This window comes from Mycobacterium numidiamassiliense (genome assembly GCF_900157365.1).
In the GTDB taxonomy this organism is placed as follows: domain Bacteria; phylum Actinomycetota; class Actinomycetes; order Mycobacteriales; family Mycobacteriaceae; genus Mycobacterium; species Mycobacterium numidiamassiliense.
The window spans coordinates 1,483,072-1,506,563 of the sequence record NZ_FUEZ01000003.1 but is presented as its reverse complement, the minus strand read 5'-3'; the positions used below and the strand labels follow the sequence as shown (position 1 = coordinate 1,506,563).

Annotated in this window: 26 protein-coding genes; 21 read left to right on the top strand and 5 right to left on the bottom strand. The window is 66.7% G+C overall.

What is annotated here, in order from left to right; genetic code table 11:
- Window positions 1-13 precede the first annotated feature (13 nt).
- The 6 genes from MNAB215_RS07020 (at window position 14) to MNAB215_RS06995 (ending at window position 5,825) form a co-directional block, all read left to right on the top strand.
- Entirely contained in the window at window positions 14-649 is a 636-nt protein-coding gene (locus tag MNAB215_RS07020) for a TetR/AcrR family transcriptional regulator (RefSeq protein WP_077078059.1), read from the top strand.
- Between the two features lie 81 nt (window positions 650-730).
- On the top strand, window positions 731-1,843 hold the full coding sequence (locus tag MNAB215_RS07015; protein ID WP_077078058.1) for an NAD(P)H-dependent amine dehydrogenase family protein: 1,113 nt from the start codon (window positions 731-733) through the stop codon (window positions 1,841-1,843).
- Between the two features lie 29 nt (window positions 1,844-1,872).
- The gene (locus tag MNAB215_RS07010) at window positions 1,873-2,622 is read left to right on the top strand and encodes a glucose 1-dehydrogenase (protein WP_281253287.1); all 750 of its coding nucleotides are present in this window, start codon (window positions 1,873-1,875) and stop codon (window positions 2,620-2,622) included.
- A 158-nt stretch (window positions 2,623-2,780) separates the two neighbouring features.
- Entirely contained in the window at window positions 2,781-3,524 is a 744-nt protein-coding gene (locus tag MNAB215_RS07005; protein WP_077078056.1) for an SDR family NAD(P)-dependent oxidoreductase, read from the top strand.
- A 47-nt stretch (window positions 3,525-3,571) separates the two neighbouring features.
- Complete coding sequence (locus MNAB215_RS07000) at window positions 3,572-4,456, top strand: ABC transporter substrate-binding protein (RefSeq protein WP_077078055.1); 885 nt, start codon at window positions 3,572-3,574, stop codon at window positions 4,454-4,456.
- A gap of 28 nt (window positions 4,457-4,484) precedes the next feature.
- A complete protein-coding gene (locus MNAB215_RS06995) occupies window positions 4,485-5,825 on the top strand; it encodes an FAD-binding oxidoreductase (RefSeq protein WP_077078054.1) in 1,341 nt (446 codons plus the stop codon).
- Here the strand turns inward: MNAB215_RS06995 and MNAB215_RS06990 are convergent.
- The 4 genes from MNAB215_RS06990 to MNAB215_RS06975 all read right to left on the bottom strand — a co-directional run bounded on the left by MNAB215_RS06990 (window position 5,822) and on the right by MNAB215_RS06975 (window position 8,670).
- Window positions 5,822-6,373: a TetR/AcrR family transcriptional regulator gene (locus MNAB215_RS06990; protein WP_077078053.1), complete on the bottom strand. Its 552-nt coding sequence runs from the start codon at window positions 6,371-6,373 to the stop codon at window positions 5,822-5,824. The genes MNAB215_RS06995 and MNAB215_RS06990 overlap by 4 nt on opposite strands.
- A gap of 53 nt (window positions 6,374-6,426) precedes the next feature.
- The gene (locus tag MNAB215_RS06985; protein WP_077078052.1) at window positions 6,427-7,245 is read right to left on the bottom strand and encodes a thioesterase family protein; all 819 of its coding nucleotides are present in this window, start codon (window positions 7,243-7,245) and stop codon (window positions 6,427-6,429) included.
- 35 nt (window positions 7,246-7,280) lie between these two features.
- Complete coding sequence (locus MNAB215_RS06980; RefSeq protein WP_077078051.1) at window positions 7,281-8,108, bottom strand: SMP-30/gluconolactonase/LRE family protein; 828 nt, start codon at window positions 8,106-8,108, stop codon at window positions 7,281-7,283.
- A gap of 73 nt (window positions 8,109-8,181) precedes the next feature.
- Window positions 8,182-8,670, bottom strand: a complete 489-nt coding sequence (locus MNAB215_RS06975) for a polyketide cyclase (RefSeq protein ID WP_077078050.1) — start codon at window positions 8,668-8,670, stop codon at window positions 8,182-8,184.
- Between the two features lie 155 nt (window positions 8,671-8,825).
- Between MNAB215_RS06975 and MNAB215_RS06970 the strand changes: the two genes are divergently transcribed.
- From MNAB215_RS06970 to MNAB215_RS06950, 5 genes are all read left to right on the top strand, one after another.
- Complete coding sequence (locus MNAB215_RS06970) at window positions 8,826-9,707, top strand: acyl-CoA thioesterase (protein ID WP_077078481.1); 882 nt, start codon at window positions 8,826-8,828, stop codon at window positions 9,705-9,707.
- Between the two features lie 5 nt (window positions 9,708-9,712).
- Window positions 9,713-10,633, top strand: coding sequence for an LLM class F420-dependent oxidoreductase (locus MNAB215_RS06965; protein WP_077078049.1), 921 nt, complete (start codon window positions 9,713-9,715; stop codon window positions 10,631-10,633).
- 18 nt (window positions 10,634-10,651) lie between these two features.
- The gene (locus tag MNAB215_RS06960; RefSeq protein ID WP_077078048.1) at window positions 10,652-11,788 is read left to right on the top strand and encodes an acyl-CoA dehydrogenase family protein; all 1,137 of its coding nucleotides are present in this window, start codon (window positions 10,652-10,654) and stop codon (window positions 11,786-11,788) included.
- Between the two features lie 89 nt (window positions 11,789-11,877).
- Complete coding sequence (locus MNAB215_RS06955) at window positions 11,878-12,606, top strand: ZIP family metal transporter (protein ID WP_077078480.1); 729 nt, start codon at window positions 11,878-11,880, stop codon at window positions 12,604-12,606.
- Window positions 12,607-12,738: 132 nt separating this feature from the next.
- Window positions 12,739-13,416 carry a nitroreductase family protein gene (locus MNAB215_RS06950; protein WP_083746022.1) on the top strand — a complete coding sequence of 226 codons (678 nt, stop codon included), beginning with the start codon at window positions 12,739-12,741 and terminating at the stop codon, window positions 13,414-13,416.
- Window positions 13,417-13,426: 10 nt separating this feature from the next.
- On the opposite strand, the gene MNAB215_RS06945 is transcribed toward MNAB215_RS06950, so the two are convergent.
- The gene (locus tag MNAB215_RS06945) at window positions 13,427-14,092 is read right to left on the bottom strand and encodes a DUF427 domain-containing protein (protein WP_077078478.1); all 666 of its coding nucleotides are present in this window, start codon (window positions 14,090-14,092) and stop codon (window positions 13,427-13,429) included.
- A gap of 57 nt (window positions 14,093-14,149) precedes the next feature.
- Between MNAB215_RS06945 and MNAB215_RS06940 the strand changes: the two genes are divergently transcribed.
- The 10 genes from MNAB215_RS06940 (at window position 14,150) to MNAB215_RS06895 (ending at window position 23,288) form a co-directional block, all read left to right on the top strand.
- Window positions 14,150-15,319, top strand: coding sequence for a CaiB/BaiF CoA transferase family protein (locus tag MNAB215_RS06940; RefSeq protein ID WP_077078047.1), 1,170 nt, complete (start codon window positions 14,150-14,152; stop codon window positions 15,317-15,319).
- A 168-nt stretch (window positions 15,320-15,487) separates the two neighbouring features.
- Window positions 15,488-16,069 carry a hypothetical protein gene (locus MNAB215_RS06935; protein WP_077078046.1) on the top strand — a complete coding sequence of 194 codons (582 nt, stop codon included), beginning with the start codon at window positions 15,488-15,490 and terminating at the stop codon, window positions 16,067-16,069.
- 4 nt (window positions 16,070-16,073) lie between these two features.
- Window positions 16,074-16,778: an NIPSNAP family protein gene (locus tag MNAB215_RS06930; protein WP_077078045.1), complete on the top strand. Its 705-nt coding sequence runs from the start codon at window positions 16,074-16,076 to the stop codon at window positions 16,776-16,778.
- A gap of 13 nt (window positions 16,779-16,791) precedes the next feature.
- A complete protein-coding gene (locus MNAB215_RS06925; RefSeq protein ID WP_077078477.1) occupies window positions 16,792-18,003 on the top strand; it encodes a cytochrome P450 in 1,212 nt (403 codons plus the stop codon).
- 1 nt (window position 18,004) lies between these two features.
- Window positions 18,005-18,973: a zinc-binding dehydrogenase gene (locus tag MNAB215_RS06920; protein ID WP_077078044.1), complete on the top strand. Its 969-nt coding sequence runs from the start codon at window positions 18,005-18,007 to the stop codon at window positions 18,971-18,973.
- 2 nt (window positions 18,974-18,975) lie between these two features.
- Window positions 18,976-19,734: an HpcH/HpaI aldolase family protein gene (locus MNAB215_RS06915; protein WP_077078043.1), complete on the top strand. Its 759-nt coding sequence runs from the start codon at window positions 18,976-18,978 to the stop codon at window positions 19,732-19,734.
- Window positions 19,731-20,129 carry a nuclear transport factor 2 family protein gene (locus MNAB215_RS06910; RefSeq protein ID WP_077078042.1) on the top strand — a complete coding sequence of 133 codons (399 nt, stop codon included), beginning with the start codon at window positions 19,731-19,733 and terminating at the stop codon, window positions 20,127-20,129. Before MNAB215_RS06915 ends, MNAB215_RS06910 begins: the two co-directional genes overlap by 4 nt.
- On the top strand, window positions 20,126-20,854 hold the full coding sequence (locus MNAB215_RS06905) for an SDR family NAD(P)-dependent oxidoreductase (protein ID WP_077078041.1): 729 nt from the start codon (window positions 20,126-20,128) through the stop codon (window positions 20,852-20,854). The genes MNAB215_RS06910 and MNAB215_RS06905 overlap by 4 nt, the downstream gene beginning before the upstream one ends.
- On the top strand, window positions 20,851-22,356 hold the full coding sequence (locus MNAB215_RS06900) for a flavin-containing monooxygenase (RefSeq protein WP_077078040.1): 1,506 nt from the start codon (window positions 20,851-20,853) through the stop codon (window positions 22,354-22,356). The genes MNAB215_RS06905 and MNAB215_RS06900 overlap by 4 nt, the downstream gene beginning before the upstream one ends.
- Window positions 22,353-23,288: an alpha/beta hydrolase gene (locus MNAB215_RS06895; RefSeq protein WP_077078039.1), complete on the top strand. Its 936-nt coding sequence runs from the start codon at window positions 22,353-22,355 to the stop codon at window positions 23,286-23,288. Before MNAB215_RS06900 ends, MNAB215_RS06895 begins: the two co-directional genes overlap by 4 nt.
- Window positions 23,289-23,492: the final 204 nt, after the last annotated feature.

Sequence of the window (23,492 nt, the reverse complement as noted above, 5' to 3'; positions counted from 1 at the left end):
ATAGTGAGTAGAGATGTCATCCGACAGCATCACCCCCAACGGGTTAACGCGGCGCGAGGAGTTGCTGGCCGTGGCGACCAAGCTGTTCGCCGCCCGCGGCTATCACGGCACCCGGATGGATGACGTCGCCGACGTGATCGGCCTGAACAAGGCCACCGTCTACCACTACTACGCCAGCAAGTCGCTGATCCTGTTCGACATCTACCGCCAGGCCGCCGAGGGCACGCTGGCCGCCGTGCACGACGACCCGTCCTGGACCGCCCGCGAGGCGCTCTACCAGTACACGATCCGGCTGCTCATGGGAATCGCCAGCGACCCCGAGAGGGCCGCGGTGTATTTCCAGGAGCAGCCCTACATCACCGAGTGGTTCACCAGTGAACAGGTCGCGGAGGTCCGCGAGAAGGAAGCCCAGGTCTACCACCACGTGCACGGCCTGATCGATCGCGGGATCGCCAGCGGCGAGTTCTACGAGTGCGACTCGCACGTGCTGGCGCTGGGCTACATCGGGATGACGCTGGGCAGCTATCGGTGGCTGCGGCCGAGCGGACGACGATCGGCCAAGGAGATCGCCGCCGAGTTCAGCACCGCGCTGCTGCGGGGTTTGATTCGCGACGAGTCGATTCGGGCCACTTCGCCGCTCGGGCCGTAGTGGCCGGCGACCCCGATGGGCGCACCAGAAATTGTGGACTACTGTCTAGAAAAGTTTTCCACGTTCTGAACGGAGACGGTCATGGCAATCCGCGTCGCCCACGTCGGTACCGGAAACGTCGGAAGGCTTGCTCTCGCCGAGCTCATCACCAATCCGCAATTCGAACTGATCGCGTTGAATGTGTCGTCGCCCGAGAAGGTGGGCAAGGACGCCGGGGAGCTTTGCGGCGTCGGCCTGGACGCCCCAGTCGACACCGGTATCAAAGCCGCCAACGACCTCGACGCGCTGATCGCCGCCAAGCCCGAGTGCGTTGTCTACTGCGCGATGGGTGACACCCGGCTGCCCGAGGCCATGGCCGACGTCATGCGCATCCTGGCCGCCGGCATCAACGTCGTCGGATCCTCGCCCGGGCTGCTGCAATTCCCCTGGGGAGTGATGCCCGACAAGTACATCAACCGGGTGGAAGATGCTGCCCGGCAAGGTAATTCGACAATCTTCATCAGCGGTGTCGACCCGGGATTCGCCAATGATCTGATCCCGTTCGCGCTCGCCGGCACCTGCCAGCGCATCGAGTCGGTGCGCTGCATGGAGATCCACGACTACGCGAGCTACGACGGCGTCGAGGTGATGGACTACATGGGGTTCGCCAAGCCCATGGACGAGGTGCCGATGCTGCTGCAACCGGGCATTCTCGGCATCGCCTGGGGGACCGCGATCCGCCAGCTGGCGGCCGGCCTGGGCATCGAGATCGACGAGATCACCGAGTCATACCAGCGCGAGCCGGCGCCGGAAGACTTCGACATCGCGGTCGGACGGGTGGCCAAGGGCACGGTGGCCGCGTTGCGGTTCGAGATTCGGGGAATGGTCAAGGGCCACCCCGCGATCGTCATCGAGCACATCACCCGGCTGCGGCCCGACCTGCGGCCCGACTGGCAGCAACCCGCTTCCGGTGACGGCTCGTACCGCGTCGAGATCGTCGGCGAACCGTCCTACGCCGTGGACATCGTGCCGAGCAGCCGCAAGGGCGACCACAACCACGCCGCGATCGCCGGTGCCGCCGGCCGCGTCGTCAACGCCATCCCCGACGTGATCGCGGCGCCGCCGGGCATCACGACCACCCTTGCCCTACCGCTGGTGACCGGAAAAGGGCTTTTCACAACAACTTCCACGCCAAACCACCTCGTGGCCAGCTAGGCCTTGAACACATCGAAAGGAGCCCCTCTGTGGAACGTCCAGGACGGGTAGAGGGAAAGGTCGCACTTATCAGCGGCGGCGCTCGAGGAATGGGAGCCGAGGACGCTCGCCTGCTCGTCGAGGAAGGCGCCCAGGTCGTGATCGGCGACATCCTGGACGACGAGGGCAAAGCGCTGGCGGCCGAAATCGGTGACGCCGCACGATATGTCCACCTCGACGTCACCCAGCCCGATCAGTGGGACGCGGCGGTCGCAACGGCGGTCAGCGAATTCGGCAAGCTCAACGTCCTGGTGAACAACGCCGGCACCGTCGCCCTCGGGCAACTGAAGAATTTCGATCTGGCCAAGTGGCAGAAGGTGATCGACGTCAACTTGACCGGCACCTTCTTGGGCATGCGGGTGGCCGTCGAGCCGATGACCGCGGCCGGTGGCGGTTCGATCATCAACGTTTCGTCCATTGAGGGGCTGCGCGGGGCGCCCGCCGTGCACCCGTACGTCGCGTCCAAATGGGGCGTCCGCGGCCTGGCCAAGTCGGCGGCTTTGGAGCTGGCACCGCTGAACATCCGGGTGAATTCGATCCACCCCGGATTCATTCGCACACCGATGACCGCCAAGCTGCCGGAGGACATGGTCACCATCCCGCTGGGACGCCCGGGAGAGGTGCGGGAGGTCGCGACGTTTGTGGTGTTCCTGGCCAGCGACGACTCGTCCTACTCCACGGGCAGCGAATTCATCATGGACGGTGGACTGGTGACGACCGTCAATCAGAAAGACTTCTAGCGAGGCGTTCTCGCGCGCCAGCCTTCGCCGTCAAAAGCCGCTGGAGGGACTCCTGCTTTTGCCCGCCTCCGAGCGGCGGCTCGTCGCCGTTAGCGCACCCTTTACCGGCCTCTGTCGCAGGCGTATCGTTCGGCCTTGCCAGCACGGAGGTGAGGCTGATGGATCGCGTGGCAGTGGTCACCGGGGCAAGCCGCGGGATAGGTGCGGCTACCGCATTAACCCTCGCGGAGCGTGGATTTCGGGTGGTGGTCAACCACCGGTCCAGCGCCGAGCAGGCGGATGAGGTTGTCCAGGCCGTGACGGCGGCCGGTGGTGAGGCCCTGGCGATTCGGGCCGACGTCACCGAGGCCGACGATGTCGCGGCAATGGTGCAGGAAGCCGAAGCGCGTTGGGGCCGAGTTGACGTGCTGGTGCACAACGCGTTAATTCCTTACGACGTGACGTCGTTCGCCGATCTGAGCTGGGAGCAGCTCGGCGGCAAGCTGGACCGGGAGCTACACGCTGCGTATCTGGTGACGAAAGCCGTTGTGCCTGGCATGGTTTCGCGAAGTTACGGACGGTTGGTCTATCTCACCACGATATTGTCCCGGCGGCCTCGCAACGGCATGATCACCGTGGGCACCGCCAAGGCGGCGATGGATCAGTTTGTCCGCTACGTCGCACTCGAGCTGGCTCCGCATGGGGTAACCGCCAACCTGGTGTCGCCGGCCACGGTGGGCGACAAGAAGTCGAGCGAGTTGTTGTCGGCGACGGAAGTGCATCAACTCGGTGCGACGAACCCGATGGGCCGCCTGGTGAGCCCCGACGAGGTGGCCAAGACGGTGGCGTTCTTGGCGAGTGAGGACGCCGCCTTCACCACCGGGCATTGCCTGGAGGTCAACGGCGGCCTCACGATGGACTGAAATCGACTTCCCGGCAAGGGAAGTCATAATCCGAAAAGGGGTTCACCGTGCAGACGATCGATCTGGCCTACGTCGGGCGTGGTCTCCATGAGGAACTGGTCGCCCATGTGGCCGACCAGGAGGGCTACTTCGAGGACGAGGGTGTCCACGTCGCCGTCCGTGACGGGGTCGGCTGGCCGGCGGAACGGCTGCGCCGCGGTGCTGTCATCGGCCTGGGCCGCACGCTCGTGTCGCGGCTGACCGACGGAATCGGTTGGACGGCAGTCAGTTTCAGCACCGACCGTCCGTTGTTCTGGTTTCTCGGCAACTCCGACGTGAAGTCCATGGCGGATCTGCGCGGCCGGCGCCTGGCCGTCCACGGTCCCAAGGATCCGCCAGGGACCTTCGCGCGGATCGTGTTGCGCCAGCACGGCCTGGACCCTGACCGTGACCTGGAATGCGTGGTGCGGCATCCGGGCGACTACCAGATGGACCTGCGACGGCTGCGGGACGGCTCGATCGATGCGGCCTATGTCGGCAGCACGCTCTCACCCGAACAGGTCGCCGACGAAGAGGGATTCCACGTGCTGGCCTGGGTTGGCGATCATTTCGAGATCCCCACCGTGGGGGTGGTCGTCGACCCTGTCCATGTCCCGCTGGACAGCCCCGCCCTGCAAGCCCTGACAAGAGCCAACGAGCGGGCGCTGCGATTCCTCGTCGAGCAACCCAGCCGGGCGGTGGACTACGTCGCCTGGTTCCTCGACCGACTCACGCGTGAGGAGGCGCAACGGTATTACGAGCACTACGTCGGGCCGTATTTCATTCCCGGCCGGACGATGGACGTCAGCGTCGCGCAGCACGCAATCGACGCAGTCGCGGCCGAACTGGGCGTCGCCTCGATTCCCGCCGAGGCGATGTACGGCCAGGCCGGTGCGGCCGCTGGGGCACGTTGACAAGGCGTGAGGTGCTATAACCGCGAGCATGTTGCGCAGCCTGCAAGACGTGGTCGGATCGAGCCACGTCATCACCGATTCCGACGTGCTGGACGGGCGCAGCGTCGACCACACCGGCCGCTATCGCGGCAAGGCCAGCGCGCTGGTGCGTCCCGGTTCGGCCGAACAGGTCGCCGAGGTGCTGCGGATCTGCCGCGACGCCGGGGCGCACGTGACGGTCCAGGGCGGTCGCACCTCGCTGGTGGCCGGCACCGTTCCCGAGCATGACGACGTCCTGCTGTCCACCGAGCGGCTCGGCGTCCTCGGCGATGTCGACACCGTCGAGCGCCGGGTCGAGGTGGGTGCTGGAGCCACGCTGGCTGGGGTGCAGCAGGCCGCCAGTGCCGCGGGCCTGATATTCGGTGTCGACCTGGCCGCCCGGGACACGGCGACCGTCGGCGGTATGGCGTCGACCAACGCCGGGGGCCTGCGCACCGTTCGCTACGGCAACATGGGTGAGCAGGTGATCGGTTTGCAGGTCGCGCTGCCCGACGGATCGCTGCTGCGCCGGCACAGCCTGGTGCGCAGCGACAACACCGGCTACGACCTGCCCGCCCTGTTCGTCGGCGCCGAAGGCACCCTCGGCGTCATCACCGCGCTGGATCTGCGGCTACACCCCAGCCCGTCGCATCGGGTGACAGCGGTGTGCGGATTCGCCGATCTCGACGCGCTCGTCGAGGCGGGGCGCACGTTCCGGGACGTGGACGGCATCGCGGCGCTGGAGCTGATCGACGGCCGGGCCGCCGCGCTGAGCGGCGAGCACTTGGGGGTCAGCGCCCCGGTCGACGGCGACTGGCTGCTGCTGGTGGAGTTGGCCGCCGACCACGATCAGACCGAACGCCTCGCTGACCTGCTCGACGGCGTGGCGCTCGCCGGTGAGCCCGCGGTCGGCGTGGATACCGCTGCGCAGCAACGGTTGTGGCGGGTGCGCGAATCGTTGGCCGAGGTGCTCGGCGTGTACGGGCCGCCGCTGAAATTCGACGTGTCCCTGCCGCTGTCGTCGATCAGCGGGTTCGCCCGCGACGCGGTTGCGCTGATCGAAGGCCAGGTCGACGACGCGCTGCCGTTGCTCTTCGGCCACATCGGCGAGGGCAACCTGCACCTCAACGTGCTGCGTGTCCCGCTCGAACAGGAGAAGGCGCTCTATGGGCCGATGATGGACCTCATCGCGGCATGTGGCGGCAACGTCAGCTCCGAACACGGCGTCGGCACCCGCAAGCGGCCCTATCTCGACATGTCACGGGAGCCGGCCGACATCGCGGCGATGCGCGCGGTCAAGGCGGCGCTGGACCCGACCGGCTACCTCAACGCTGCGGTGTTGTTCGACTAGTCGGCACTTGGCTTGATGCCCACCGCGTGCCGCAGCTGGGCGAGGAAGTCGTCGGCGTCGTCGCTTCGAACGATGTAGTGCGAGATGGCAATTCGGATCACCGTCGCCGCTTTCACCGCGGCGTTGGGGCCGGGCAGGTGCCGTTGCAGGCCAGCGCGCATCTCCGGGATCACATTGCCGAACTGGGCGATGGTGTGCTCGGGTTCGACGTCGACCACGCGGACACCCGAGAACGAATGCTGGTAGTCGACGATGAACCGCAACACCGCGTCGAGCTTGTCGGTGCCCTTCAGCCCGGCGGTGGCCTTGACCAAGCCGCTTTCGAAGACCTGCCGCTCGTAGCTGGAAAACGCCGACAGCAACTCCTCTTTGGAGGCGAACCAGCGGTACAGCGTGGGCCGCGACACCCCGGCCTGGGTGGCGACGTCGGACAGGCTGAGTTTGGTCTTGCCGTTGCGGCCGAGTACCTCGGCGGTGGCCGCGAGGATCCGCTGCGGCGTCGAGGTGTCGGTCTCGGCCTTGGATATCGCCTGGGCCGGCTGGTTCATATCTGAGACTTTACGAACTATTGCCGAAGTCGCCATGTTCTTCTGCTTCCACGTCAGGACCGCTTGGGGCGCTGGCGCACCAGGACGGACTGCTGGATGGCGCCCACCGCGCCCTGCTCGTCGAACAGCGTCCCGATGGTCGTCCCGATGCCGTCCGGTCCGTAGCTGGTCTCGGCGCGAATGCCGACCCAGTCGCCGTCGGGAATCCGGAACACGTGCACGGCCAGGTCGGTATTCAGGAACGTCCACTTGGTGATGTCGAGCTTGCTCCCGATGCCGTTGGCGCAGTCGGCCACCGCGAACAGCCGCTCCAGCGGGGTGAGCGTCTCGCCGCTGACCAAGTCGACGGTCGGCTTGATCCACGACTCGCCCGGGCCCGGGGTGAGTGGTTCGGTCAACCAGAGCCAGTCGAGGCTGTGCACGTAGTTGCGGTCCCAATCCCGGGCCTTGAGGTTGCGGTTGCGCGCCTCGCTGCGCGGCCGGGGAAGCTCCGCGGCGGCGTGCGCCACCGCCTGGGTGTCTTGCTGCTGCAGCCGCCAGCCGCTGGCCCGTGCGACCGGGCGGGGCTGACCGTCGGGGCCGGGGGCCAGCATCTCGGCGCTGACCAGCTCGATCTGTTTGCCCCCGCGCTGCACCTCCGCCCGAACCCACAGGTCCCCTTCGGACGGCACCCCGCCCAACAAGTCGATGACGACCCGGGACAGCCGGGTGTCGTCGCGTTGTTCGCGGCGCTCCAGCGCCCGGGCCAGCAGCCCCGACACCGGGCCGCCGTGCTGAATCGACGCCGACCAGGTGCCGCGCGCCAGATCGGTGGCCCGGAACTTCTCGCCCAGGTCGTCGGCGCCGATGAGCTCGTAATAGGAGTCGGTCACTCGTCCACTTCTCCGTCGAAGGTGTGTCGAAGGCGTCAGGGCAGCCCGGCGCCCGGGGTGGTCACCGTCACCGCGTCGAGCCGGGACAGCCGCGTCCCGACGAGGCGCTGCGGGTAGGCGTCGGTGCTGGACAGCAGGAACAGGGTACGGCGTTCGGGACCGCCGAGCGTGCACGCGATGGCCACGCGCTCACCCATGTCGATGCGATCCGTGACGGTGCCACCCTCGGTGATCCGCTCGAACTGGTGAGCCAGCGTCATCGACGTCCACACCCCGCCGTCGGCGTCGAGCGCGATGCCGTCCGGCGGTCCGTCCAGACCGTCGGCGAAGACGCGCCGGTCACTCAGCGCGCCGTCGTCGCCGATGGCGAACGCGGTGAGGCGCCGCCCGAGCGACTCGGCGACGATCAGCGTCGCGCCGTCCGGTGTGATGACCATGCCGTTGGGGAAGTCGAGGTCAGAGGCCACAATGGTGGCCTTGGCAGTCCTGTCGTCGGGGTCGAGGCGAATGATCACGCCGCCTTCCCGGGCCTGCGACCCGATGTAGGCGCGGCCGCGGTCGTCGATGACCATGTCGCCGAGGTCGGCCGGTGCCAGGTCGGCGAGATCGGCGATGGACACCACGGTCTCGCCGTCGTAGCGCAGCACCTGCCGGTCTTCGGTGGAGGCGATGAGCAGGGACCCGTCCGGACGAAAGCCCAGGCCCGACGGTGCGCGCCCGGGCAGCGGCAACGTCGTCAGCGCACCACCGAGGGTCGAGGTGTGTACGGCTTCGCCCAGCATGTCGGAGAACCACAGCAGTCCCTCGAACCAGCGCGGGCCTTCGCCGAAGCAGAAGCCATTGGCCAGCGGCTCGGGGATCATCCGGTCACGCCTTCCGGCCAATATTCCGCTTTACAAAACACCGCAGAAGTGTCACGCAATGCGGGTACTGGTGTCAATCTGCGGTGCGGCCGAGCTCGCGCGCGACGGCAGCGTGATATTCGTCGATCCTGGCCGGGTTGGCCTGCTGAAAGAGCCGATCGGGCAGCGGGGTGTCCTGGTGCGCCTCGATCGTCATGGTCCGGGCGAACAGCGTGACGTCCTGGCCCGGCCTGCTGAACCGGTACGTCACCGTGATGCGGCCGTCCAGGCCGCTCGTTAAGCCGTGCGGGTCGTCGCGGTCGTGGCCCAGGCGTCCCAGGGAGGTGAACACGAATAGCGAGGGCCGCACGGCGGTGGCCAGCTGCCAGCTGAAGATGCGGTCGCCGTCCGGGCCCGCCTCCTGCCAGGTGTCGCCGACCTTGAGCGGGAGCTCCGGCAGATTGCCGATGTGCGCGCTGCCCGGGTAGGTCTTCGTCCAGTTGTCCGGGTTGGTGACGAAGTCGTACACCGTTTCGGCGGACTGGGTGAATGCGGTCTCTGAGGTGCTGGTGACGATGCCCAATTGCGTTGCCTCTCTGTGCGTTTCGTTGGCTTGATCCGCCGGCGGGGCGGAGTCTAGTTAGCCAAGCTTTACAAATCTTACTCAAAGTGTCACGCTGTGCGGTGAGCTGCGCTCGCGACTCGGCCATCAGCAGATAACGAGAGGTGGAGCGGATTTTGACCACGGAATCAGAGCAGACTGAGTGGACGGTGCAAGGCCTGCTGGACCTCTTCGAGGTGCGGGCCGACGGCCAGGACAAGTTCACCGGCGACACCGGCATCGCCGTCGGCGATGAACGGCAGGTCGTCGAAGGCACCCAGGTGCTGGCCCAGGCGATCGTCGCGGTCGCCAAACGATTCCCGGACAAGTCGATACGGTCGGCGCACGCGGTGTTCTCCCGTGCCATCACCGTCGGCCCGCCCATCGAACTCGTCCTCGACGTGGTGGCCGAGGGCAGGTCCACCGCCACCGCCGTCGTGGCTGTACACCAGAACGGCCGGCGCTGCCTGAGCATCACGGTGCTGGCCGACGTCCCGACCGCCGACGTCATCCGCCATCACCTGCCCAAGCCCGACGTTGCCCCGCCCGCCGACGCCAACCACTCGCCGATGCCGATGGTCGGGCGCGAACTGCGCCTGGTCGACGTCGTCGACGTCAACAGCCCCGACGAGGTCGGGCCGCCGGAGCTGTACGCCTGGCTGCACTACGACCCGATCCCGGCGCGCGACGACCTGGCCAAGGCGCTGCTGGCTTACTTCACCGGGCATCTGGGCATCTCGACGACCATGCGCGCGCACGAGGGCATCGGCACCGCCCAGGCCCACCTGACCGTGTCCACCGCGCCGATGAGCATCTCGATCGCGTTCCACGAGCCGGTGCGCTGGGACGGCTGGCTGCTCTACACCCACGAAAGCACTCAGGTCGGCGCGGGAATGTCGTATGTCCGCGGTGCCGTGCACTCGGAGGAGGGTGAGCTGTTGGCCTCCTTCGCCCAGGAGGCGCTGATCCGTCCGTTGCGCACCACCGACACGTCAATCGACTCTCGCGCGCGGTTCTAACGGCCATGCAGTTCACCATCACTCACCCGATGCACACCCATCCCTACAACCCGGAGTTGGTCAGCGGGGCGGGCATCGGGACGGTGGCCGCGGCCGCCGAGGCGGCGGGGATCCACGGGTTCGGCTTCACCGACCACCCGGCGCCGTCGCAGCGCTGGCTCGAAGCCGGGGGTCACGATTCCGTAGATCCTTTTGTCGCTTTGGGTTTCGCGGCGGCCACCACGACGACGCTGCGGCTGATTCCCAACATTGTCGTGCTGCCGTATCGAAACCCGTTCGTGGTGGCCAAGTCTGGTGCCACGCTGGACCTGCTGTCGGGTGGCCGATTCACGCTTGCGGTGGGAGTGGGCTACCTCAAGCGGGAGTTCGCCGCGCTGGGGGTGAGCTACGACGAGCGTGCCGAGTTGTTCGAGGAATCCCTGCAAGTGATCCGGGCAATCTGGACCGGCGACGATATCTCCTTCGAGGGAAAGCATTTCAGTGCACGGGGGATCACCGCCCACCCCCGTCCGGTCAGCACCCCACATCCGCCGATCTGGATCGGCGGCAACACCACGACGGCCAGGCAGCGGGTCGCGCAGTACGGCGATGGCTGGTGTCCGTTTCCGGCCCCGCCGCAACTGGCCCAAACGGCCGGCACCGCCTCGATCACCTCGGTTGAGGAGCTCTCGGCTGCCATCGATGATCTGCGGCGCAGATGCGATGCGGCGGGCCGAGATTGGTCGGCCATCGACATCACCTTCGCCAACTTCGAGGGCGGCAGCATCACCGACGACGACTTCAACGCCGACGCGTACCTGCACGGTCTGGACAAGCTGGCGAAACTCGGGGTGACCTGGGTCAGTGTTCACCTGCCCGGCGACAGCATGGCGCATGCGCTCGACACCCTCGAGCGTTTCCGCACCCTCGTCGTCGATGCGGCCTAGTCGGATCGAAGAACGACGATGGACTTCTCCCACGTAGCCCTCTCGCCCGAGGATCAGGAATTCCTCGACGAGACCCGAGCGTTCGTCGACAAGCACGTCACTGACGAGGTACGGGCGCGCGATCGCGAGTTCGGCGAAAACTTCGATGAGCAAGTGCATTTGGCGCTGGGCGAAGCGGGGTATCTGAAATCCGATTACCAGCCGGATTCCGAGGGCGGGTTCAGCCCGGTGCGCCGACGGATCTTCCATCTGGAGATCGGCCGCGCCCACACGCCGTGGTACCACTGGGGCACCACGGCGGTCGTCGCGCGGTTGGTGCAACAGTTCGGCGCTTCGGAACTCGCCGAGGCCGTGCTGCCGGGAGTGCTGTCCGGCGAGATCCGGCTGTGCCTGGGGTACACCGAGCCCGAGGGCGGCTCCGACGTCGCCACCTGCAAGACCCGGGCCGTGCGGGATGGCGACGGGTGGGTTATCAACGGCTCCAAGATGTTCACCTCCAATGCGCACAACGCCAGATACGTGTTCCTGCTCACCAACACCGACCCGCAAGCACCGAAACACAAGAACCTGACCATGTTCCTGGTTCCGCTCGATTCGCCCGGCGTGGAGATTCAGGGCATCCGGACGCTGGACGGCGACCGCACCAACATCGTGTACTACAGCGACGTACGCGTCGACGACCTCTACCGGATCGGTGAGGTCAACGGCGGCTGGGCGGTGATGCGCTCGGCGCTGGATGCCGAACACGGCATCACCGACCCGGAAGACCATGGGCTGCAGGATATTTCCGTGATGTCCGAGCACGGCCGGCTGATGTCCGAGGTGGTCGACACTATCGCCGCGCTGGTGGCGCAGTGCGACGACAATGCGGTGAAATACCGCCTGGGTCGCAGCATCGCCCGGATGGAGGCGGCGCTGTCGACGCCCGGGATTTACGGGCGCGTCGCATTGGCGCAGACGATGCGCGAGGTCTCCGTGGAGTTGATGGACCTACAGGGGGCCGCATCGGCAGTGCCGGCCGACACCAAGAGCTCACCGGAATTCCTTTTCCGGCATGCACTTCCGACCGGGATCTACGGTGGCACCATGGAGGTGTTCCGCAACATGATCGCTCAGCACGAACTGAAGCTGGGCCGTCCTCGCTTGGGCCGGTAGCCCAAGCGCTACCTTTTCCAGGGAGCGTTGCGAGCCGCAACCGGCCGTGCTGCTCCGAGTGAATGGATGGCAGAAGGGTGGGCCGCGCAGTGGCCGTGTTCGTGGCCCTTGGTTCGTTCATCACCACGTTGCTCGGCGGTTATGCGGCGCTGCGTATCGGTTCCTACCGCAATCTCGTGCTCGGCTTGGCCGCCGGGTTGATGCTCGGTGCGGTGGGCTTCGACCTGTTGCCAGAAGCGCTGAGCGCGGGATCCTGGGTACTGTCGGGTATACCAGCTCCGCTGGTGGCGTTCGTTGCCGGCTTTCTGGTGCTGCACATCATCGAACACACCGTCGGCATTCATCGCGGTCAGACGTCGGATGACGCGGATGTCGTCCAAACACCCGCCGTTGGGCTATTGGCGGCATCGGGGTTGGTGGCCCACAGCGTCATGGACGGATTCGCGATCGGTGCCGCATTTCAGGCAGGGACCGGCGTGGGGGCAGTGGTCGCGGTCGCGGTGATCGGCCACGACTTCGCGGACGGCTTCAACACGTACACCATCACGTCGCTCTACGGGAATGACCGTCGCAGGGCGCTGACACTGCTGGCCGCAGACGCTGTCGCGCCGGTCGCCGGGGCGGCTCTGACCCTGGCGGTGACGATTCCGCATCGTCTCCTCGATGTGTACCTCGGATTTTTCGCAGGCTTCCTGATGTACTTGGCGAGCGCGGATGTCCTGCCGCGGGCGCACACCGGGCGTCGCACCCTCGCGACCTTGGCGTGCACCATCGGTGCGGTGCTGTTCATGTTTGTGATCGTCGGGCTGGCGAGCTAGGCCGGCTGGGTTTCAAAGTCTTCGATCGAGGGCCCAATGGCTCTAGATCGGCGTCAACGTCGGCCTATATGTTCCTGGATGAGCCCAATGTTTCACCGAAAACCAGTTGCGGCAACAAATTTGGGATAAACGATGAGTCCAGCAAAAGGCGTCATACCTAGCCAGGCGGTTCATGATGAGGGCTGGCTGCAGTTACCCGCGCTCACCCGCGACCCCAACGATCCCATCTTTGCGGCATTCACGCGAAGGAAGACCACCAAGGAAACCAGCCCGATGCCGTTGTCGATGCGGGATCTCTCCGATCTGCTGTGGTCGGCCTACGGCGTAAATCGGGAGACGGGTCCGTTTGGTTTACCGGGACGCACCGCCGCTTCGGCGAGCAACTCTCAAGAGATCGATCTTTATGTCGCGCTCGCTGATGGAACCTATAGCTATGACGGGCTTGGCCACCGCTTGGCGCCGATCACCGACAGCGATGTGCGCGCCCTGGCGTTGACGCCGGGTCAGCCTGATGTCACGGTCGCTCCGGTCGTGTTGATCTACGCGGTGGACGTTCGCCGCTTGACCGATACCGCCGGATTCGATGAACCTGGGCTTCACGATCCGGACGTGCAGAAGTCTTACTACTATGTCGACACCGGCCTGATCGCCGGCAACGTCTACCTTTTCGCAGCCGCGCGTGGCCTGGCGGCGTGGTTTCACAACTGCGACAGGACTGGGCTCGCCAAGCACCTAGGGTTGAACGCACAACAGCGGGTCCTGTTTGCGCAATCCGTCGGCTACCCTCCGTCGAGACCGAGCGACGGCTGACTTCGCGGCGCTACGGGTTTGGCAGCTCCGCGATCACGTCGGCCCGAGTGGCATCGAAACTCAGGAATCCTTTGATGGGAAGGCTTTCCGGCGGCGGCTCCGGGTAGCTCCAGGCGATGTCGTCGATCTCACCCATTGACCAGTACGTCGCAAAGCCTTTGTAGTTGCAGTAGCTCGACGTCGGCGAGCGATGCAGCAGATCGGTGCGCACCAGTGACGGGTCGACATAGAGCCGGGGCGCCAGCGCGGTCTCGAAGACGATCATCGTGTCGTCGGTGTCGACCAGCGTGGTCCCCGCGACACTGACCCGCAGGCGCCGTCTGGTCGGGCGGCAGTCGACCCGGTGATACGGGTTCGGCGGATAGTGGACGAGCTCGCGGCCTTCCTCCAGCCAGTTGTCGACGGCGTCCCACGGGACATAGACGAAGCCGGGTGCTTCCGGCTCGGGCTGGCTCGGCAGCTCGCCCACCTCGTCGGCCCGGAAGAGGTAGCTCAGCGGATGGCCCTGCCGGTGCACCATCAGCACCTGCTCGGTGTCGATCACCACATGGCCGTCCAGCTTGGCCTGGACGCGTCGCGGATGCGGCTCGATGTAGACAACGCCGCCGGGTATCGGGGGAGCGAACCGGCCGGCCGGGTCGCTGCTGAGTGGACCACGTCCTGCCACCAGACTCACCACACCTTTGTATGCCCCCGAACGCCGCGGCGAAATGCGGGGTGTAGGAACTTAGCCATGGCCGGACCGGTAGAGGGCATCAAAGTCGTCGAGCTCGGAGTTTGGGTGGCCGGCCCGGCAGCCGCGGGCATCCTGGCGGACTGGGGCGCCGACATCGTCAAGATCGAGCCGCCGGCCGGTGACCCGGGCCGGATGTTCGGCGCGATGCTCGGCTGCGATCTGGGCATCAACCCGCCGTTCGAAATGGACAATCGCAACAAGCGCAGCATCGTCTTGGACCTCACGGCCGACGCAGACCGCGACGTCGCATTCGAATTGCTTTCTGATGCAGACGTTTTCGTGACCAACCTGCGTCCCGGTGCCTTGGCGCGCCTCGGCTTCGACTTCGAATCGGTGTCCGCGCGCAACCCGCGCCTCGTCTACGGGCTGATCACCGGCTACGGCCAGGACGGCCCCGACGCCGATCGCGCCGCCTACGACGTGGCGGCCTTCTGGTCGCGCGCCGGTGTGGCGCATCTGCTCACCCGCCCCGGCGACACCCCGCCGTTTCAGCGCGGCGGGATGGGCGACCACTCGGCGGGGATGACCCTGGCCGCCGCGATCTGCGCGGCACTGGTGGCCCGCCAGCGCACCGGCACCGGCCAGCTGGTCTCCACGTCGCTCTACCGGCAGGGTGCTTACACCGTCAGCTTCGATCTGAACACCTACCTGATGACCGGCCAGCCGATCGCGGTCGGCCAGCGCGAGACGATGGGCAACCCGGCGATGAACAACTACGCGACCGCGGATGGGCGGCGATTCTGGATCGTCGGGCTCGAAGGGGATCGGCACTGGCCCCCGCTGTGCCGCGCGGTCGGCCGCCCGGAATGGCTGGACGACCCCCGGTTCAGCGACGCCCGGGCCCGCTTCGTCAACAGCGCCGAGCTGATCGCCGAGCTGGACGCCATCTTTGCCACCCGTTCGCTGGGCGAATGGGCTGAGGTGTTCGCCGTTGAACCCGATTTCTTCTGGTCGCCCGTCAACAGCCTCGAGGACGTCGTCGCCGACGAGCAGTTCCATGCCGCGGGCGGAATCGTCGATGTGCCGGACGGGTCAGGCGGCGTCTCGATGGTGGCCACACCCGCGGATTTCCACGGCACCCCGTGGTCGCCGCGTTCCGCGGCACCCGAACTCGGAGCGCACAGCGACGAAATCCGCGCCGAACTCAAGGCCCGCCGCGGTTCCTGAGCGCTCATCGGAGCTTTACAAGTTTCGGCAAAAGTGTCACGCTGTCCGGTGAGTCGCGTCACCGGAGCAGCGCCGGGTGATGCGGCGCAGCCCAGAACACAAGCGCCGACTTACAACGCGCCAGACGCCAACGCACACCTGAAGGTGTGGCGGTGAGGAACGGATGTGATGGTCACTCCAACAATCGACATCAGCGAGGGCGGCCGGGTTCGCGCCGCGCGCTCAGAGGGTGAGTGCCTGCGCTATCGGCTGGACGTGGTCGCGGCCAACGCCGTCGACGTCGTCCAGTCGGCCGGGGGCTGGCTGTACGACCGGGTGATGGCCGGCTGGGAGGTGACGGTGCTGCTGCCGCACAGTTGCGACAACCGATCGCTGCGCATCCTCGGCGTCGACGTGGTGGACACCGAATCGGAATTCGCCGCGGCCGCGATGGGCTCGACGAGCCAGACGCTGGCCGTCAGCGCCGAGGCATTCGCCGTCGACGCCCGGCTGCGTGACAAGGTGCTCGAGTCCCTGAACAACCAGTTCACCGAGGTCGCGTTATGGGGCCAGCCTCAACGGGGATGGCCGCTGGGTGTTGATCGCGGGTTGGCCACGGCGCAGCACCTGCTCAGCTCGGCGGCGCGCAGATTCAAAGGCGCCGCCCTCGCCGCAGCCGGAATTTCATGCGGCCCGGTCGGTTTCACCGAAACGCTGCTGTGCGATGCGACCCGGGCGCAGCGCGACTCCGAGTTGATCCGCCTCACCTAGCGCGATGAAGAAGTATTACCGCCACACACTGCTGTACTTGCACGAGACGATCTCGTTGGGCTCGGGCCGAAGCGAACGCTTCACCGAGGTCTTCGCCGACACCTATCAGCCGATGATGGATGAGCTGGGCGCCCGGTTGTTGGCGATCTGGGAAGCCACCGCCTACAACGGTCACTGGCCGCAGGTGACGATCATCTGGGAGATCGACGGGTTCGCCGACTACGCCAGGATCGGTGCCGCCCAGACCCGCGGTGGCAGCCACGAGGCGGCGGCGGGAAAATGGCAGGCCTTCCTGGCCGACATCGGCGCCTCGGGGGAGGGCCGCATCATGTACCCCGGGCCCAGCAACAAAACCCTGGCGCAACTGCGTGAAGCGAATTTCACTGCGCCACTGGTGATTCAAGAGATCATGCAGACCAAGCCGGGCCGTCAAGACGACTACATCCGCGAACTGGAGCGGCTGTATGTGCCGTGGTCGGAGCGCACCGGCAAACGCTGGCTGGGCTCGTTCACCACCACCTTCCGGTTCAACGAGGTCATCCACTACTGGGCGCTCGACGGTGGTTGGGAATGCTTCGCCAACCACTACCCGTCGTGGAAGGACAGTCCACCCGCCGAGATCGTGACCTGGATGAGTGTGGCGCCGGCGCTGCGTGACGGCTGGGAGGACTCGATTCTGCAGGCCCTTCCACCCTCGCCGCTGCAGTGATATGACCGAAACCGTGGATTTCGCCTACGATCCGTTCGACGCGCAGGTGATGGCAGATCCGTTGCCGTACTACCGCACTCTGCGCGACGAGTATCCCCTGTACTACATGCCGCAGTGGGACACCTTCGCGTTGTCGCGCTTCGAGGACATCTGGCAGGTGCTCGAAGTCAACGACGGCACCTTCGTAGCGTCCGAAGGCACGCTGCCCCCGACCACGGTGCTGGCCAAGCACAACACCGGACCTGTCGAGGATCCGCCGTTGCACCCCTTGCCATTTCACGCGGTGTTCGACGCCGACCTGTACGGCGAGATCCGCCGGTCGCATTCGGCGCCGCTGCGGCCGCGGTCGGTCGCCGGGCTCGCGGACAGGATCCGTACCCTGGCCAACGAGCGGCTCGACCTGCTGCTGCCGCGGGGTTCGTTCGACCTCACCCAGGAGTACGGCGGTATCGTCGCGGCCTCGATGGTCTGCGGATTGTTGGGTCTCCCAGACGATCTCGCGCCGCAGGTGCTGGCCGCCGTCAACGCCGGCAGCCTGGCCGAGCCGGGCGTGGGCGTCGAGGTCGCCGCGGCCCGGCCCAACTATCTCGGATTTCTGACACCGGTCGTCGAGCGCCGCCGCGCCGATGCGTCCGGGGACGCACTGCCCGTCGTCGACGGGCTGCTGGGCTACCGGTTGCCCGACGGCACCGCGCTGACCGACACCGAGGCCGCGACCCAGATGCTCTGCATCTTCATCGGCGGCACCGAGACGGTGCCCAAGATCGTCGCCCACGGCCTGTGGGAGCTCAGCAAGCGACCCGACCAGCTGGCGGCGGTGCGCGCCGACCCGGCCACCAACGTGCCGCTCGCGCGTGAGGAGATGATCCGCTACTGCGCGCCCGCGCAATGGTTCGCCCGGACGGTGCGCAAGCCATACACCATCCACGACAAGACAATTGAGCCCGGCCAGCGCATCATCACCCTGCTGGCGTCGGCCAACCGCGACGAACGCGAATATCCGCAGCCCGACGAATTCATCTTCGACCGGCCCATCAAGCGGTCGCTGGCGTTCGGCCGCGGCCAGCACTTCTGCATCGGCTACCACCTGGCCCGGCTGGAAATCGATGTGCTGCTTACCGAATGGCTGCGCCGGGTGCCGGACTACGCAATCCACAGCGATGCCGCCAAGCGGCTGCCGTCCAGTTTCCAATGGGGATGGAACAACATTCCGGTGGAGGTCTGACGTGTGGTCCTACCGCATCGTCGCGCCGTATGAGTTCGAGCGGACGACGATCGCCGAGAAAACACCCGACGACCTGTCCGATGGCCAGGTGCTGCTGCGCTTCCTGGCGGCCGGGGTGTGCGGCAGCGACATGCCGGCCTTCCGTGGCTCCCGCGGGCGGTTGCCCGGCGACGACGGCCGCAGCGCCGCCGAGAAAGACGGCTTCCCGATCCACGAAATCGCCGGTGAGGTGATCGCCAGCCGGCATTCCGAACATCGGCCCGGGGATCGTGTGGTCGGGTGGGCCTCCGGATTCGACGGCCTGATGGAGCGGGTGATCAGCGACGGCAACGGGCTGGCGCCTTACGATCCGGGGCTGACCCCGGCGCAGGCGGTCGGTCTGCAACCGCTGGCGTGCGTCCTGTACGCCTGCGAGCAATTGCCCGACCTGGCCGGCCGGCACGTCGCGATCATCGGGCAGGGCTCGATCGGGCTGCTGTTCTCCTACGTCGCCAAGGCGGCGGGCGCACGCCTTGTCACCGGCGTCGACCCTGTCGACCGGTCAAGTCTCACAACCGCATTCGGTGTCGATGACGCGGTCCGCGCCACCAGCGACCGCTGGGTCAGCCAACTGGCGGCCGCCGACCGCGCCGACATCGTCATCGAAGCCGTCGGTCATCAGGTCGCGACGTTGGGGCACGCCGTCGAAGCCGCCGCCCCGGGAGGCACCGTCTTCTACTTCGGCGTCGCCGACGACGAGGCCTACCCGATTAGCATGCGTCTGATGCTGCGTAACAACCTGACGCTGAAATCCGGTGTGACACTGGACCGTCGTCGTGTGCTGGAAGCCGCCGACAAGTTCGCCGGCGAGCATCCCGAGCTGCTCGGCACCTACCTCACCCACACCTTCGGCGTCGACGAGGTGCAGGCCGCGTTCGACCTGGCCAGCCGGCCGGATCCCGAACGCGTCAAGATCGCGATAGCGGGCTGAGTGTGTCGACAACGGAAAGCAACCTACAGCGGGCGCTACACAAGGCCACCCCGATCTGGGGCGGCTGGATCACCGGTCCCACGCTGATCGGACCCGAGGAATTTGCCAGGGCCGGTTACGATTACGTCGGCTTCGACGCCCAGCATGGTTATCTCGACGACGCCGACATCGCCGGCATCCTGCGCCGCCTCGAACACCTACCCATCGCCACCGCGGTGCGGCTACCCAACGCCGACGCGGCGCCGATCGGGCGGGTACTCGACGCCGGGGCCGACGCCGTCTTCATCGCGATGATCGAGTCGGCCGACCAGGCCGCGGCGGCGGTGGCCGCCACCCGCTATCCGCCGGGCGGCGTCCGCAGCTTCGGCCCACTGCGCGCCAGCCTGGGAGTCGACCGCACCGCGCTCGAGTCCAGGGTCAGCGTGTTCGCGATGATCGAAACCGCCGCGGCGCTGACTGATCTCAGCGAAATCTGCGCGGTCGACGGCCTGGCCGGAATCTATGTCGGCCCCGCCGATCTGGCCATCTCGATGGGTTTAGACGCCGTTGGGTCCACCCGCAACACGGACGTGCTGACCGCGATCACGCGCATTCATCGCGAGGCTACCGCCGCCGGGCTGGTCACCGGAATTCACGCCAGCGACGGCAAGACCGGACATGCCATGGCGCAGCTGGGTTTTCAGATGATCACCCTGGCGGCCGAATCGGCGGCGTTGCGGCGCGGAGCCGCCGAGCATCTGCGTGAGGCCACCGGAGGATGACCGACGACCACGCGGCCATCCGCGAGCTGATCGCCGGCTATGCGCTGGCCCTCGACGCCGGAGAGATCGAAGCGTGCGTCCAACTTTTCACCCCCGATGCGGAAGTCAACGTCTACGGGCGGTCTTTCGCCAGGCACGGCGGTCTCCGCAAGATGTTTGCCGACGCGCCATACGGGCTGCACCTGACCGGAGTCTCGCGGATCGACGTCCACGACGACACCGCGACGGCACGGTCGCAGGTACTGTTCGTCCGGACCGGTGACCACCAGCTGCGGCCGGCGCTGTACGACGACGAACTGGTCCGCGACGGCGGGCAGTGGCGATTCCGACGGCGTCGCTGCCAATTCATCACCAGCCATGGTCTATCCGATCGCCCGGAGGTGGCGTCCTCATGACTCAACGTGTCGCACTGGTCACCGGGGCCGCCGGCGGTCAGGGCTGGGCCATCGCGAAAAGGCTTCGCGCTCGGGGCTATTCGGTGGGTGCCTGCGACCTGCGCGCCGACGAGATCGTCACCGCGGTGCGCGAATTGGGCGACGGCGAGATGATCGCGATCGAACTCGACGTCACGTCCGCCGAGCAATGGGCCGCGGCCGTCGACAAGGTGGTCGACCGATTCGGGTCGCTGAGCACCCTGGTCAACAATGCCGGTGCGCTACATCGGGCATCGTTGGCCGACGAGACGCCCGAGGATTTCGAAAACTCCTGGCGGGTCAACTGTCTGGGCGCGTTCCTGGGTTTGCGCGCCACGCTCGATCAACTGCGTGCGGCGCAACATGCGGCCGTGGTGAACATCTGCAGCACCGGGGCGATGCGTCCCTTTCCGCAGCACTGCGCCTACGGGTCGGCGAAGTGGGCGTTGCGTGGCCTGACCCAGGCTGCGGCCGCCGAGCTGGGCCCGTCCGGCATCCGGGTCAATGCGGTGTTCCCGGGACCCATTGCCACCTCGATGCTTGACGAGGCCACCCAGACCCGATTGGCAGACACGGCCATGTTCGGCCGCATCGGCCAACCCACCGAGATCGCCGATGCCGTCGCGTTTCTGGTCTCCGAGGAGGCGTCCTTCATCACCGGTTCGGAGCTCGTCGTCGACGGCGGACAGTGCCTGCAGATCCGATGAGCACGAATCTGTCGGTCGGGATCATCGGCGCCGGGCCGGGCGGCCTCGCCCTGGGAATACTGTTGTCGCGTGCGGGTTTTCACGACTTCGCCATCTTCGACCGCGAAGACGACGTGGGCGGAACGTGGCGGATCAACACCTATCCGGGCCTGGCCTGCGACGTCAAGTCGCATCTGTACTCTTTCTCCTTCGACCTGAATCCGAACTGGTCGCGACTGTGGTCCGGCCAACGCGAGATCCTGGCCTATTTCGAGCGTTGCGCCGACAAGTACGGGCTCCGGCCGCACCTGAAACTGAACACCGAAATCCGTTCGGCGCGTTGGGATGAACAGACCCAACTCTGGTGCCTGACCTCTGCTGACGGCGCGCGGCACCAATTCAACATCGTGGTGTCCGCGGTCGGCCTGTTCACCCGACCGCTGCTGCCCGATCTCGTCGAGCGGGAGCCGTTCACCGGAACGGTGATGCATTCGGCCCGCTGGGATCACTCCGTTTCCCTGCAGGGTGCGCGGGTAGCGGTGCTGGGCACCGGGTCGACCGCGTCGCAGCTGATACCCGAACTCGCGAAGGTCGCCGACACGGTGTACTCGGTGCAACGGTCGCCGACCTGGATCCTGCCCAAGCCGGACCGGCCCTACACCCGGCGCGAACGCTGGATCTTCGCCCACGTGCCGTTCGCCAAGAAGCTGTACCGAACCCGGTTGTGGTTGCGCAGTGAATCCAACATCTCGGTCATTGAGCATGGCAGCGAGAAGACCCAGGATTTCACCGCGATCGCGCTGGGCCTGCTCGAGAAGACCGTTGCCGACGAGGAATTGCGCCGCAAGCTGACTCCGGATTATCCGATGGGCTGCAAGCGGCTGGTGTTCTCGTCGGACTTCCTGCCCGCCCTGACCCGCCCCAACGTCGAGGTGGTGGACAGCCCGGCCGACCATCTGAAGGCGCGGTCGCTGGTCACCGCGGACGGCACCGAACGCGAGGTCGACGTGGTGGTGTGCGCCACCGGGTACGCCGCGGCCGACTACCTGGGGCAGCTGGACGTCTGCGGCGAAAAAGGAACGACATTGCGGGAGGTGTGGAGCGACGGGGCGCAGGCATATTTGGGGATGGCCGTTCCGGGATTCCCGAATTTCTTCATGCTCTACGGACCCAACACGAACGTCGGTTCCAACAGTGTGATCTTCATGCTGGAGGCGCAGGCGCGCTACATCGTGCGGGCGCTGAAATACCTGCGGCGCAAGAACAAGAGGTATCTCGCTGTGCGGCCGTCGGCGCTGGCGGGCTTCGTCGCCAAGATCGACCGGTGGATGGTCGGCACGGTATGGACCACCCAGTGCAGCAACTACTTTCGTGCGGCCAATGGGCGGGTGGTCACCCAGTGGCCGCGAAGCGCGCGCAGCTTCTGGGAGATGACGCGCAGCTTCAAACCGGCCGACTACCTCTTCTCCGCTCAACGCGTCGGCGCCGAGGCGTTCACCGCATCCGACGGGCGAAGCCAGTGACCGACCTGGACGGCGCCCGGCGCCTCGATCCCGCGCTGCGGGCCATCGCGACGACACGAACCGCATTCACGACGGAGGCGATCGCGCTCATGCGCGAGCCGTTCGATGAGCGCCGCCGCGACGTCGCCCGGCACACCGGCGTCCCCGGTGTGCAGATCAGCGAACACAACGTGATCGCCGAGGGCGGCGCGGTGCCCGTGCGGATCTATCGCGGCGGCCCCGCCCCGGCGCCGGTGGTCATCTACTGCCACGCGGGCGGATTCGCGCTGGGCAATCTCGACACCGATCACCCCCAGTGCGTGGAACTCGCCCGCCGCGGCCGGTGCACGGTGGTGTCGGTCGACTATCGGCTCGCCCCGGAGTTTCCGTATCCGGCCGCGTTCGACGACGCGATCGCGGTGCTGAGGTGGGTGGCCGGCAATGCGAAAGCGCTCGATGTCGATGCCGCGCGGGTGGCCGTCGCGGGCAGCAGCGCGGGTGGCGCCCTGGCCGCCTGCCTGGCGCAGGGTGCGGCCGACGAGTGGCTGCCGCCGGTGATCTTCCAGTTGCTGCATCAGCCGGTGCTCGACGATCGCCCCACCGCGTCCAAGGCGGAGTTCCGCACCAGCCCGGCCTTCGACAGTGAGGCCGCCGCCTTGATGTGGCGTCACTACCTGGGCACGGATGCGGGTTCGCCGGATGCCGTACCGGCCCGGCGCCCCGAATTGAATGGTCTGCCACCGGCTTTGATCACCTGCGCGGAGGTCGACCCCTTCCGCGATGAGGCCATCGAGTACGCGCTGCGGTTGCTGCGTGCCGGCGTCTCGACCGAGCTGCACGTGTTCGCCGGCGCCTGCCACGGATTCGATTCGCTGCTGCCCGACTGGGCCGGCTCACAGCGGCTGTTCGCGCTGCAAGGCGATGCCCTGCAGCGCGTTTGGAACGGAATTTGAGCCTTCCTGACCTGGGGCTCAGGACTTTTGGCTCTATTATCAGCATCCGGGTCGGCGAAACAATCGGCTGACGGACACAGCCGGTGCGGGTGAGCGCTTCACCCAGCAGCCTTCTTGGAGAGGACCCGCCATCAAGATCACCGGCTTGGAGGTCGTGCCCTTTGAGACATGCGTCGATCGAATCTCGTTCGGCCAACTGACTAC